Source organism: Cellulomonas humilata (assembly GCF_030814415.1).
Lineage (GTDB): Bacteria > Actinomycetota > Actinomycetes > Actinomycetales > Cellulomonadaceae > Cellulomonas > Cellulomonas humilata_A.
Genome location: NZ_JAUSVB010000001.1, coordinates 810,187 through 823,526 on the forward strand (window position 1 = coordinate 810,187; position 13,340 = coordinate 823,526).

The window sequence follows — 13,340 nt, forward strand, 5'->3', positions numbered from 1 at the left end:
GTAAGCAATGAGGTCAGCGTCTTGGACCGACTCCTCACCGACGGAGTTCTCGCGGCCGCGTGCCCGTCGCGCACGGTGCTCGACCACGTCACCAGCAAGTGGGGCGTCCTCCTGCTGGTCGCGCTGTCCGAACGCACCATGCGCTGGGGCGAGCTTCGCCGGATCGTCGAGGGCATCAGCGAGAAGATGCTCGCCCAGACGCTGCGCACCCTCGAGGCCGACGGGGTCGTGCACCGTGAGGTCACCGGCAGCGTCCCGCCACGCGTCGACTACTCGCTCACCGACCGCGGGTCGGAGCTGGTCGCGCGGCTGCTGCCCCTCATGGAGTGGATCGTGGACAACGCCGACGACATCGTCGCCCGACCGGACTCGCGCTAGCCGGGCCGCTTCTCGCGCGGGCCTGCCCAGATCGACGGCTGCCGCTCGGACATGGGTACGACGTCCGGATCTCGTCATGGTCGAGATCGACCGGCTCCTGTGCGGTTCCGCCCGACCAGTTGCGGTGCGCGACTGAACTCGAGCCGTGCTGATGCCGACAAGACATGGAGGACATCGGATGCGGGGCCAACCCCGCGGCGGGAACGAGGAGGATGCGCTGTGTCGACACCGAGCGACGTGCTGCACGCAGCCTTGTGCGCGCGCCCGTTGCAGACGGCGTCGGAGCTGACCCTGAGCGTCGCGGATGCCGGTCAGGACGCGCTGACGACGGCCGAGATCGAGCAGCTCCTGCTCGGCGACCCGCGGCTCCGGCCTGACAGCAGCACGCCGCCGCGCTGGCGTGCGCTGGGTGCCGGTCACGCCGCGACGCTCCTGAACCTTCCGACCCCGCGGCGTCAGGTCCCGCAGGTGATCGCTCCGGCGGCGTCGTTCGGTGACCGTGCCGGACCGGCGGTCGGCGCGTTACCGGACGGCCGTGGCGGGATCCTGCCGGCCGCGGCGTTCGCGGGCCGGCCCTCCGCACGGATGCGGGAGGACGCCCCCACCCCGCCCATGCCGGTGCGGGTGCCCGTGAGCGCCCGCCTCACGGCCGTGCCGAAGCCGGTCGAGGCGCCCGTCCAGCGGACCTTCGTGCCGACGTTCATGCCGACCGCCGAGCCGGCCTTCGTACCGACGTTCGCACCGGCTGCAGAGCCGGCCTTCATTCCGACTGCCGAGCCGACCGTCGACGCGACTGTCGGACCAGCCGTCGCACCAGCGGTCAACGCAAACTCCGTACCGACCGTCGAGACGACGTCCGCGCCCACCGTCGAGGCGACCTTCCTGCCGACTGCCGAGCCGACCGTCGAGGCGACCTTCGCGCCGACTGCTGAGCCGACCGTCGAGGCGACCTTCGCGCCGATCGTCGAGCCGACCGTCACGCCGGAGCGCGTGCCGACGACCGCCCCGGCGCCGGTGACCAACCCGACCACTCGCGTCGCAGAGCCCCTCCCCGTGCGGGTTGAGCCTGAGGACCGGGCAGCCGCCGCGCCCTTCGCCACCGCACCGGCCACACCCGCCGGTGGACCGTTCCGCGCGCTCGCTGCGCCGCCGGCGGTCGACCGTGGCCCGCTCCCTCCCGGCGGCGAGGTCCGGTACGTCGGGCCGCAGCTGCGCCGATGGCAGAAGGACGTGCTCGACGCGTGGCTGGCGGAGGACCGGCGCGGGATCGTCGAGGCGGTCAGCGCGCAGGGCCGCGGCATCGTGGGGGTGCTCGCGGCCTGGGACGCTCTCACGCGCGGCGAGAAGGTGCTGGTCCTGGTGCCGACGTCGGACCTGCTGGAGCAGTGGTTCTCGACGCTGGAGCTGCACTTGCCGGGGCTGTCGATCGGTCGTCGGGACATCACGACCGCGTACACCTTCGACGAATGCGACGTGCTGGTGTCCCTGGTCAGCGCAGCGTTCGGCCACCAGCTGCTGGAGGACGGCCGGGCGGGCCTGGTCATCGCGGACGAGGTGCACAAGTACGGGTCGGCGCGGCCTGCGGCGACGTTGCGTGCTGAGTTCGGCGCCCGGCTCGGTCTGACGTCGTCGATGGAGCGGCAGGACCCTGGGGCCGACGAGGTCCTGCGGCCGTACTTCGGGGCCGTGCTCGACGGGTGCGACCTGCGCCGCGGTCGGAAGGACGGTGCGCTCGCGCCGTTCCGGCTCGCGTTCGTCGCGGTGGACCTCGATGCGCAGGAGCGGGCGGAGTACGACGCCCTGTCCGCGCAGATCTCGGAGCTCACGGACCGTCTCAGCGGGCACGGTTGCACCCCGGACCGGTTCGTCGAGGACGTCATCCGCCTGCAGGGCGGCTTGCGGGAGAACGCCCGCGCGGCCGCCGACGCCAGCGCCTACCTGCGCGCGGTCAGCACCCGCCGGGACCTGCTGGCGACGTCGTCGGCTAAGACCGGCGCCCTCGCGACGCTCGCTCCGACGCTCGCACGGTCCACCCACGCACTGGTCTTCACGCACACGAAGGACGGCGCCGACGCAGCGGCGGCAGGTCTGCGCGCGGCAGGTGTCTCAGCGGCGTGGCTGCACAACGGTCTGGAACCGGAGATCCGTCGCAACACCCTGCGCGACCTGCGCAGCGGCCGGCTCACGGTGGTCACCGCGCCGAAGGTGCTCGACGAGGGCCTCGACCTGCCGACCGTCGACGCGGTCGTGATGCTCGCCGCCAGCAGGTCCTACCGGCAGCTGGTCCAGCGGGTGGGCGCGGTCCTGCACCTGACGGAGGCCGACCGGCTCCCGGTGGTGCTCGTCGTCCACGCGCGCGGGACCGTGGACACGGACGACGGTCTCGTGGCAGACCTCGCCGCCGTCGCGACGGAGGTGCGTTCGTTCGACGTCGGCACCTCGGGCGCAGCGATCGCAGCGTGGTTCCTCGGCGCCTAGCGCTGTCCGGGGCGCCGTCTACCCTCGGCGCATGTTCCTCCTCGCCGACGGCGGCCTCGTCCTCAGCCCGAGCGACCTCGCCAACGCCGCCGCCTGCGAGCTCGCCGTGCTGAGCAACCTCGACGGTCGGCTCGGCTGGTCGGAGCCTTCCCCGATCGCCGCGGACGCGATGCTCGAGCGCGTGTCGGCGCTGGGCACCACCCACGAGCGGGCGGTCCTGGACGCCTACCGGGCAACCAGCGACGTCGTCACGATCGAGCGCCCGCGGTACGACGAGGCCGGCGAGCGGGCCGCGCTCGAACGCGTGCAGGCAGCCACCCTCGCCGCGCTGGCGTCGGGTGCGGACGTCGTCTACCAGGCCGGGTTCTTCGACGGCCGCTTCACCGGCTGGGCCGACTTCGTGGTGCGCGAGGGCGACCGGTGGGCGGTGCTCGACACCAAGCTGGCCCGCAGCGTGAAGGTCACGGCCCTTCTCCAGCTGACGGCGTACGCGGACCAGCTGGTCGCCGCGGGGATCCCGGTGACGGACGACGTGCACCTGATCCTCGGCGACCGTTCCCGGTCGAGCCACCGCCTCGCCGACCTGCTCCCGCTGTACCGCGAGCGCCGCGCCCGTCTGGAGGACCTGCTCGACGAGCACCGCTCGGCGGGCGAGCCGGTGACCTGGGGTGATGCCCGCTACCGGGCGTGCGGGCGGTGCGACGCCTGCGTGGCCCAGGTGGTCGCGCACCGGGACGTCCTCCTGGTGGCCGGGATGCGCTCGACGCAGCGTGCGCGGCTGGCGGCAGCCGGCGTCCACACCATCGACCAGCTGGCGACGAGCACCGGGGCGGTGCCCGGGATCGGCGTCGCGACGCTGGCCAACCTGCGCCGGCAGGCTGCGCTCCAGGTCCGCCAGGAGACCGCGTCGGAGCCGCTCGTGTTCGAGGTCGTCGAGCCCGCGGCGATCAGCGACCTGCCGGTGCCGGACGCCGGCGACGTCTTCTTCGACTTCGAGGGCGACCCGCTCTGGACCGACGACACGGTCCCCGCCGACGAGCCCGCGGACTGGGGGCTGGAGTACCTGTTCGGGGTCGTCGAGCCGGACGGCACGTTCCGGCCGTTCTGGGCGCACGACCGCGCACAGGAGAAGCAGGCGTTCGTCGACTTCCTGGCGTACGTCGAGCAGCGTCGCGCCGCGCACCCGGGCATGCACGTCTACCACTACGCCCCCTACGAGCGGTCGGCGCTGCTCCGGCTCGCGGGCCGCCACGGTGTGGGCGAGGACGCCGTCGACCAGCTGCTGCGCGACGGGATCCTCGTCGACCTGTACGCGACCGTCCGCCGCGGCCTGCGCGTGGGCAGCAGCTCGTACTCGCTGAAGAAGCTCGAACCGCTCTACATGGGTGCGCAGACGCGCGGCGGAGCGGTCACCACCGCCACCGACTCCATCACCGAGTACGCGGAGGCGTCCGACCTGCGCGACGCCGGGGACGAGACCGCCTGGCAGGCGAAGCTCGACGAGATCGGCGAGTACAACCAGTACGACTGTGAGTCCACGCTGCGGCTGCGCGACTGGCTGCTGGCGCACGGTCCGGAACCGACGGGGTCCGCGGTGGCCGAGCTCCGCGAGCCGGCGGAGGAGGATCCGCTGGTCGTCGAGCTCCTGGCGACTGGGGAAGGTCTCGACGATCCTCGGGACCGGCAGGCCGTCCGGATGCTCGCGGCGGCAGTCGGCTATCACAAACGGGAGGAGAAGCCGTTCTGGTGGGCCCACTACGACCGGCTGCAGTCCGACCCGGCAGAGTGGATGGACCCCCGCGGCACGCTGCTCGTCGACGGCACGCCCGAGGTGGTCGAGGACTGGGGCATCGGCCCGGGGAGATCGACCTTCAGCCGCGTCCTGCGCGTCACGGGCCACCTCGAACCGGGCAGCGACCTGCGCACGGGAGGCAAGGCGTACGCCGTCTACGACGCACCGCCCGCCTACGCGAAGACCTCCAGCACCGGGCACCGCGGATGGACGCAGAGCGTCGAGATCCTCGGCGTCACCTCGCAGCGGGCGACGGACTCGCCGTCCGGCACCCGGGACGTCCTGCGGGTGGTCGAGCGGCTCCCCAAGGGCGCGGTCCCCGAGCCCGGCCTGCCCATGGCCCTCGCGCCGTCGGCGCCCCCGCAGACGACGACCATCGTCGCCGCCATCCGCGCCCTGGTCGAAGGCATCGGCGACAGCCTGCCCGCGCATCCCGCGATCGACCTCCTGCGCCGCATCCCCCCGCGCACCCGCGCACTCCCGCTCCCCCGGCCCGACGACGTCACCGGCACCACCGAGGCGATCATCGACGCCCTCCTCGACCTCGACGGCTCCTACGTGGCCGTGCAAGGACCGCCCGGCACCGGCAAGACGTACACCGGCGGTCACGTGATCGCGGCGCTCGCGGCGCAGGGCTGGAAGGTGGGCGTCGTCGCGCAGTCGCACGCAGTGGTCGAGAACATGCTGCGCGCCGTCAACGACGCCGGGCTGGCAGCGGAGCGCATCGGCAAGAAGGCGCAGGACGAGCACCCCGACGACGCCGTCTGGGAGTCGCTGCCGCAGGGCAAGCACGCGGTCGCATTCCATGCCCGCCAGCCGGGCGGCTTTGTCATCGGCGGCACCAAGTGGGACTTCACCAGCCGGGACCGGATTCCCGACGACGGGTTCGACCTGCTCGTCGTCGACGAGGCCGGGCAGTTCTCCCTCGCGGACACGATCGCGGTCTCGACGGCGGCCCGGAACCTGCTGCTCCTCGGCGACCCGCAGCAGCTGCCGCAGGTGACGCAGGGCCGGCACCCGGAACCCGTCGACAGGTCGGCCCTCGGGTGGCTGGTCGACGGCCACGACACCCTGCCCGACGAGCTCGGCTACTTCCTGGCTCGCACCTGGCGGATGCACCCGGCGCTCTGCTCGGTGGTCTCGCACCTCTCGTACGAGGACCGGTTGGATGCCGTTCCGCAGACCGCCGAGCGGTCTCTCGACGGCGTCGCGCCCGGGCTGCGGACCGTCGTCGTCGACCACGTCGGCAACGCCGTCTCGTCGCCCGAGGAGGCCGCGGTGATCGTCGACGAGGTCCGTGACCTTCTCGGCCGCAGCTGGACGGACGGCACCACCCGGCCGTTGACAGGGCAGGACATCCTCGTCGTCGCCCCGTACAACGCGCAGGTCTGGACCGTCCGCCGGGCTCTGGACACCGCGGGCATCCCCGACGTCCGGGTGGGGACCGTCGACAAGTTCCAGGGCCAGGAGGCGGCGGTCGTCCTGGTGACCATGTGCGCGTCGTCGGCCGACGAGGTGCCGCGCGGGATGGAGTTCCTGCTCAACCGCAACCGGCTCAACGTCGCCGTCTCGCGAGCACAGTGGTGTGCGGTCATCGTCCGGTCGAGCCGCCTCACCGACTACCTGCCCACCCGCCCGGAGACCTTGGCGGAGCTGGGCGCGTTCATCGGGCTGTGCACGCCCGCTCGCCGCGCGGAGGAGCCTGACAGCGGGTAGAACCGATCCCCATGACCATCGTCGGATTCCACAACTCGCACGAGCAGGTCCACCCCGCAGCCCTCCTCGCGGCCACCCAGCGCGCGGAGCAGGCGGGGTTCGACGCCGCCATGTGCTCGGACCACTGGGCACCCTGGTCGGTCCGGCAGGGGCACTCGGGGTTCGCCTGGACGTGGCTCGGCGCCGCCCTCGCGACGACCGGGTTGCCGCTCGGCGTCGTGAACGCGCCCGGCCAGCGGTACCACCCGGCGATCATCGCGCAGGCCGCGGCGACGCTCGCGGCGATGTTCCCGGGACGGTTCTGGGTCGCGCTGGGCTCCGGGGAGAACGTCAACGAGCACATCACCGGCGGGCGCTGGCCGGCCAAGGCCGAGCGGGACGCGCGGCTGCGGGAGTGCGTCGCGATCATCCGCGCGCTGCTGGACGGCGAGGAGGTCACGCACGACGGGCTGGTGACGGTGGACCGGGCCAAGCTGTGGACACTTCCCGACGAGAAGCCGCTGCTCATCGGCCCCGCGGTGACGCCCGCGACGGCCCGCGCGCACGCCGACTGGGCCGACGGCCTGGTCACGGTGAACCAGTCGCCGGAGATCCTTAAGCAGGTGGTGCAGGAGTACCGCGACGCCGGTGGGCGCGGCGCCCTGACCCTGCAGGTGCACGTGTCGTGGGCACCGTCCGCGGAGACCGCCCTGGCCGTGGCCCGGGACCAGATGGCCGGCCAGGTGTTCGGCCCGCCGGTGGCGTGGGACCTGGACACCCCCGAGGCGTTCGACTCCCTCGGGACCCACGTCGGCGACGAGGCCCTGCGCCGCAGCGTGCTGGTCGACCACGACCCGGCGCGCCTGGCCGATCGCGTGAGCGAGCTCGTCGCCATCGGCTTCGACGCGGTCTACCTGCACCAGGTGGCGACGGACCCCGCGCCCAGCGACGAGAAGCACGACGACGCCGCACCGACCAGCACGCCGCGCAGCGCGACCCTCGACGCGTTCGTCGACATGGCCGCCGAGCATCTCCTCCCCCAGCTGAAGCAGGTGACCGCATGAGGATCCACGACACCGGCGACCTGTGGTGGAAGAACGCGGTCATCTACTGCCTGGACGTCGAGACGTTCATGGACTGGAACGACGACGGCGTCGGGGACCTGCCCGGCCTGGTCCAGCGCATCGACCACCTGGCCGACCTCGGCGTCACGTGCCTGTGGCTCATGCCCTTCTACCCGACGGCCGACTACGACGACGGCTACGACATCTCCGACTTCTACGGGGTCGACCCCCGCCTCGGCGACGCGGGCGACCTGGTCGAGGTGATCCGGACCGCGAAGGACCGCGGGATCCGGGTGATCGTCGACCTCGTCGTGAACCACACCTCCGAGAAGCACCCGTGGTTCCAGAGCGCTCGCAAGAGCAAGGACAGCCCGTTCCACGACTTCTACGTGTGGCGCACGGACAAGCCCCCGTCCACCAAGGACAAGGTCGTCTTCCCCGACAAGGAGACGGGCATCTGGACCAAGAACGACGCCACCGGCGAGTGGTACCGGCACACCTTCTACCACCAGCAGCCTGACCTGAACACGGCGAACCCGCAGGTCAGGGACGCGATCGCGAAGGTCATCGGGTACTGGGCGGAGCTCGGCCTGAGCGGGTTCCGCGTCGATGCGGTGCCGTTCTTCCTGGCCGATGCCGCCAAGACCCCCGGGGACAAGGTCGAGGACAAGCACGACTTCCTCAAGGAGCTGCGCGCGTTCCTCACGCGCCGGGTGGGCGACGCGATCCTCATGGGCGAGGTCAACCTGCCGTACGCCGAGCAGCAGAAGTACTTCGGTGGCGGCGGAGCCGACAGCGACCAGCTGACCCTCCAGTTCGACTTCATCGGGATGCAGAACCTGTACCTGGCGCTCGCCCGGCAGGACGCGCGGCCCATCGCGAAGGCCCTGGACGCGAGGCCGGAGATCCCGCACGACGCCCAGTGGGCCACGTTCGTCCGCAACCACGACGAGCTCACCCTGGACAAGCTGTCGGAGGACGAGAAGCAGGAGGTGTTCGCCGCCTTCGGCCCTGACCCCGACATGCAGCTGTACGACCGCGGCCTGCGCCGACGCCTCCCGACGATGCTCGGCGGCGACCCACGCCGCATCCGGATGGTCTACTCGCTGCTCTTCTCGCTGCCCGGCACCCCCGTGCTGTTCTACGGCGAGGAGATCGGCATGGGCGAGAACCTGGCGGCCGAAGGACGGCTCGCGGTCCGCACCCCGATGCAGTGGACGTCGGGCATCAACGGCGGGTTCTCCCGAGCGGCCAAGCGCGCGCTGTCCGGGCCGGTCACCGAGGGCGGGTTCGCCCCCGAGCACGTCAACGTCGCCGACCAGCGTCGCGACCCCGACTCGCTCCTGACCTTCGTGCAGCTGCTGGTCCGGCGTTACCGCGAGTGCCCCGAGCTCGGCTGGACCCCCCGCGCCGAGATCCTCGACCAGCCGCACCCCGCCGTCCTCGCGCACCGCAGCACCTGGGACGACGGGTCCCTGATCGCGCTCCACAACCTGGGCACCGAGCCGGCGATGGTCCCGCTGCAGCTGGCCGACTGCGACGACACCGTCCACCTGGTCGACCTGCTCCAGGACGGCTCGTGCACCATCGACGCCCGCGGCCGCACGGAGGTCGAGCTCGACGGCTACGGCTACCGGTGGCTCCGGGTGGTCCGCGAGAACGACCGCCGCCTCCTCTGACCGACCCGGGAGCGGCCGGGGTGAACCGTTTCGCACCTCCCACCAAGCGGCCCACTCAGCGGACTCCCAGCAATCTCGCGTACCGTGCCGAGGTCCGCCGCCTCCCCGGGCGGGACCCGAACCCGACGGAGGACCCTCGTGCGTCGCACGACCACCGCCCGCCGCGGCCTCGCCGCAGCAGCTCTCGCCCTGTCCCTCGGCCTCGCGCTGACCGCCTGCTCCGGCGGCTCCGCCGACGACCCGTCGCCGTCCGCGTCGTCGACGTCGACCGCGAATCCCGCCGACGTCGCCGCGCTGGCCAAGGTCGAGGTCGAGGGCGAGCCCGGCAGCAAGCCCACCATCACGCTCCCGGAGACGCCGTTCGAGGTCACCGCCCTCACGGTGCGCGTGGTCGACGAGGGTGACGGCGACGTGATCGAGGAGGGTCAGACGCTCTCCATCCAGACGACCGCGGTCAACGGAGCCGACGGCAGCGAGCTGGGCGACACGTACTCGACCTCGCCCGAGAAGATCGTCGCCGACGAGAACCTGCTCCCCGAGCTGCACGACGCGCTCGTCGGCCAGCAGGTCGGTGTCCGGATCCTGTTCGCCCTCCCCGCCGAGGCCGGCACCAACGTCGTCGTCGGTGAGGTCGTCGAGGCCAAGGACACCCCGAAGCCGCTCGACGGACCCGAGGGCGAGGCCGTGACGCCCGCCGCCGGCCTGCCGACGGTCACGCTGGACGCCGACGGCAAGCCGACGGTGACCCCGGTCGCCGGCGACCCGCCGACCACCCTGGTCATCCAGCCGCTGATCAAGGGCACCGGCGCCGAGGTCACGGCGGACCAGACGCTCACCGTGAACTACAGCCTGTTCCTGTGGGACGGCACGCCCGTCGAGTCGTCCTTCGACAGCGGCGAGCCCGCGACGTTCGCACTGAACGCGGTCATCCCCGGCTGGACCGAGGGCCTGACCGGTCAGACCGTCGGCAGCCAGGTGCTGCTGGTCGTCCCCCCGGACAAGGGCTACGGCGACCAGGCGAGCGACTCGATCCCGGCGAACTCGACGCTGATCTTCGTCGTGGACATCCTCGCGGCCTCCTGACAGGCACCGCTCCACCTCCTCGAGCCCGGGACGCCTCGCGTCCCGGGCTCGTGGCGTCCTAGGGTGGGTTTTCTGGACCCCGGACCGGGAGAAGACCATGGACCAGGCAGCCTCGCCGAGGCTCCGCACCGTGGCGCTGCTGGGCGCCGTCGGCTCGGGCAAGACGACCCTCACGGAGGCGTTGCTGCACCGTGCCGGGGTGCTCACCCGCACCGGCCGTGTCGAGGACGGCTCGACGGTCAGCGACCACGAGCCGGAGGAGATCGCGCGCGGCATCTCACTGGGCCTCGGCGTCGCGCCCTTTCCGTGGACCGCGACGGACGGCAACACCTACGACGTGACACTGCTGGACACCCCCGGGTCGGCGGACTTCGCCGGGGCGGTCGACGCGGCTCTCGCAGCGGCGGACCTGGCCCTGATCGTCGTCAGCGCGGTCGACGGAGTCCAGGCGGGCACCCACGCTGTGTGGCGGCTCGCGGCCGACGCCGGGGTGCCGCGCATGGTCGTCGTGACCAAGGAGGACAAGGCGCGGGCCGACTTCCGGCACGTGCTGGCTGACCTGCGGGAGGCGTTCGGCGACGGGCTGGTCCCGCTCGAGCTGCCGCTCGGTGAGGAGACTGCGTTCACGGGCGTCGCCGACGTGCTCAGCGAGGAGGGTCTCGCGTACGACCGCGAGGGCCACCACCACTCCGAGGCGCTCCCGGCCGGGCTCGCCGACGAGGAGCACCGGCTGCACGACGAGATCACTGAGGAGATCGTCGCCCACGACGACGACCAGCTGGAGCGCTACCTGTCGGGCGATGTGCCGACCGCCCGCGAGCTGGAGAGCACGCTCGCGCACGAGGTCCTGGCCGGGGAGGCGTTCCCGGTCGTCATGGCGTCGGGGGTCACGGGCGTGGGCGTCGACCGGCTGGCGGACCTGCTGTGCGAGCTGGGGCCGTCGCCGGCGGACCGGACCGCACGCGTGCAGGCCGGAAAGACAGGGGTCGAGGTCGCCGCCGACCCCACCGGTCCGACCCTGCTGTACGCGTTCCGGACGCTCGCGGACCCGTTCGTCGGCCAGGTCACCATGTTCCGCGTGCTGTCCGGCACGGTGCGGAACGGCGACCGGCTGCTCAACACCGCGACCCGGACGGAGGAGCGCATCCCCGGGCTGTTCCGGCTGCGCGGCAAGGAGCACCTGCCGGTCGACGCCGTGCCGGCGGGGCAGATCGGCGCCGTCGCCAAGCTCACGGGAACCCCGTCGGGAACCCTGCTGGCGGAACGGACCGGGCCGGGCGCGTCGATGACCGCCCGGCCCCCGCGCGAGCGGGCCACGGTGTACGCGCTCGCCCTGGAGCCGGTCACGCAGTCCGACGACGACCGCCTCTCCGCCGCGCTGACCCGCCTCACCGCCGAGGACCCGACCCTGCGCGTCGACCGCTCCGGCGACAGCACGGTCCTGCGCGGCCTCGGCGACACCCACCTGACCGTCGCGCTGGAGAGGCTGGCCCGCGTGTTCGGGGTGCACGTGAGCACGTCGCCCGTGCCCGTCGGGTACCGCGAGACCATCCGGAAGCCGGTCGAGGCCGAGGGCAAGGTGAAGAAGCAGTCGGGCGGGCACGGGCAGTTCGCCGTGGTGCAGCTGCGGGTGTCGCCGCTGCCCAGCGGCTCGGGGTTCGAGTTCGTCGACGCGATCGTCGGCGGGGCCATCCCCCGCACCTACGTCCAGGCCGTGCACAAGGGTGTCGTCGAGGCGATGGCGTCCGGCGGGCCGCACGGGTACCCCGTGGTGGACCTGCGGGTCGAGGTGTACGACGGCAAGTCGCACTCGGTGGACTCCTCCGACATGGCGTTCCGGACAGCCGCCGCGACGGGCGTCCGCGAAGCGCTGCACGCCGCCGGCACCACGGTGCTCGAACCCATCAGCCACGTGTCCGTGACCGTGCCGATGGCCGCACAGGGCGACGTGATGAGCGACCTGTCCGCCCGCCGTGGGCACATCAACGCGACCACGTCCCTCGACGACGGCCTGGTGCTCATCGAGGCGTCGGTGCCGGAGGCCGAGCTCGCCCGGTACGTGCTGGACCTGCGCTCGCTCACCGGTGGCCGCGCGGAGCTGACCATGGAACCCGACCGGTTCGAGGTCTGCCCCGACCACCTGGTCCCCGCGTGACGCAGGAACGTGAGCTGGCGGAGCTGACGCGCCTGGTGCGGGAGTTCAGCACCGAGCGCGACTGGCAGCAGTTCCACGACCCGAAGTCGGTGATCCTCGCGCTCGTCGGGGAGGTCGGTGAGCTGGCGGAGCTGTTCCAGTGGGTGCCCGCGGACCAGGCGGTATCGCGGTTCTCGTCGCCGGACCGGCACGCGCGCGTCGCGGAGGAGATGGCCGACGTCCTCGTCTACCTGGTGTGCCTGGCGGACGTGCTCGGCGTCGACCTGGGCGAGGCCGCCCGGGCGAAGCTGGCCGACTCGCACCGACGGTTCGCCGCCGACGCCGTGCGTGGCGTCGCGCCGCACAAGCCCTAGCCTCGTCACCATGGCCCGGTACTTCGACGTTCACCCCGAGAACCCCCAGCCGCGGTCGATCGCGCAGGTGGTCGAGCTGCTCCGCAAGGACGCGGTCATCGCGTACCCCACGGACTCCTGCTACGCGCTGGGCTCTCGGATCGACAACCACGCGGGCGCGGACCGGATCCGGGCCATCCGGCACCTCGACGACCGGCACCACTTCACGCTGGTCTGCGCCGACTTCGCGCAGCTGGGGCAGCTGGTGCACCTGGACAACAGCGCGTTCCGCGCGATCAAGTCGGCGACGCCCGGCCCGTACACGTTCATCCTGTTGGCCACCCCCGAGGTGCCCAAGCGGCTGGCCCATGCGAAGAAGCGCTCGGTCGGCGTCCGCATCCCGAACCACCCCGTCGCCCAGGCGATCCTGCGCGAGCTGGGCGAGCCGCTCCTGTCGAGCACCCTTCTGATGCCCGGTCACGAGTGGCCGATGGTCGAGGGCTGGCAGATCAAGGAGGAGCTCGACGGGGTGCTCGACGCGGTGGTCGACGCCGGCGACTGCGGCACCGAACCGACGACGGTGGTCGACTGGACGGAAGGCGGACCCGAGGTCGTCCGGGTGGGCGCAGGCGACCCGGACCGCTTCAGCTGACGAGCGACGCCACACGCGCCGCCCGGCCCCGA

General features: G+C 72.4%; 9 protein-coding genes. All 9 read left to right on the plus strand.

What is annotated here, in order from left to right:
- Positions 1-21: 21 nt before the first annotated feature.
- The 9 genes from J2X26_RS03665 to J2X26_RS03705 all read left to right on the plus strand — a co-directional run bounded on the left by J2X26_RS03665 (position 22) and on the right by J2X26_RS03705 (position 13,308).
- Positions 22-378: a winged helix-turn-helix transcriptional regulator gene (locus tag J2X26_RS03665; protein WP_307489900.1), complete on the plus strand. Its 357-nt coding sequence runs from the start codon at positions 22-24 to the stop codon at positions 376-378.
- Positions 379-597: 219 nt separating this feature from the next.
- Complete coding sequence (locus tag J2X26_RS03670) at positions 598-2,856, plus strand: helicase-related protein (RefSeq protein WP_307489903.1); 2,259 nt, start codon at positions 598-600, stop codon at positions 2,854-2,856.
- Between the two features lie 31 nt (positions 2,857-2,887).
- The gene (locus tag J2X26_RS03675; RefSeq protein ID WP_307489905.1) at positions 2,888-6,364 is read left to right on the plus strand and encodes a TM0106 family RecB-like putative nuclease; all 3,477 of its coding nucleotides are present in this window, start codon (positions 2,888-2,890) and stop codon (positions 6,362-6,364) included.
- A gap of 11 nt (positions 6,365-6,375) precedes the next feature.
- Positions 6,376-7,407, plus strand: a complete 1,032-nt coding sequence (locus J2X26_RS03680; protein WP_307489907.1) for a TIGR03885 family FMN-dependent LLM class oxidoreductase — start codon at positions 6,376-6,378, stop codon at positions 7,405-7,407.
- Entirely contained in the window at positions 7,404-9,086 is a 1,683-nt protein-coding gene (locus J2X26_RS03685) for an alpha-amylase family protein (RefSeq protein ID WP_307489909.1), read from the plus strand. Before J2X26_RS03680 ends, J2X26_RS03685 begins: the two co-directional genes overlap by 4 nt.
- 138 nt (positions 9,087-9,224) lie before the next feature.
- Complete coding sequence (locus J2X26_RS03690; RefSeq protein WP_307489911.1) at positions 9,225-10,169, plus strand: FKBP-type peptidyl-prolyl cis-trans isomerase; 945 nt, start codon at positions 9,225-9,227, stop codon at positions 10,167-10,169.
- A 97-nt stretch (positions 10,170-10,266) separates the two neighbouring features.
- The gene (locus J2X26_RS03695; RefSeq protein WP_307489913.1) at positions 10,267-12,324 is read left to right on the plus strand and encodes an elongation factor G; all 2,058 of its coding nucleotides are present in this window, start codon (positions 10,267-10,269) and stop codon (positions 12,322-12,324) included.
- Complete coding sequence (locus J2X26_RS03700) at positions 12,321-12,677, plus strand: nucleotide pyrophosphohydrolase (protein ID WP_307489915.1); 357 nt, start codon at positions 12,321-12,323, stop codon at positions 12,675-12,677. Before J2X26_RS03695 ends, J2X26_RS03700 begins: the two co-directional genes overlap by 4 nt.
- A gap of 10 nt (positions 12,678-12,687) precedes the next feature.
- Positions 12,688-13,308, plus strand: a complete 621-nt coding sequence (locus J2X26_RS03705; RefSeq protein WP_307489916.1) for an L-threonylcarbamoyladenylate synthase — start codon at positions 12,688-12,690, stop codon at positions 13,306-13,308.
- Positions 13,309-13,340 lie beyond the last annotated feature (32 nt).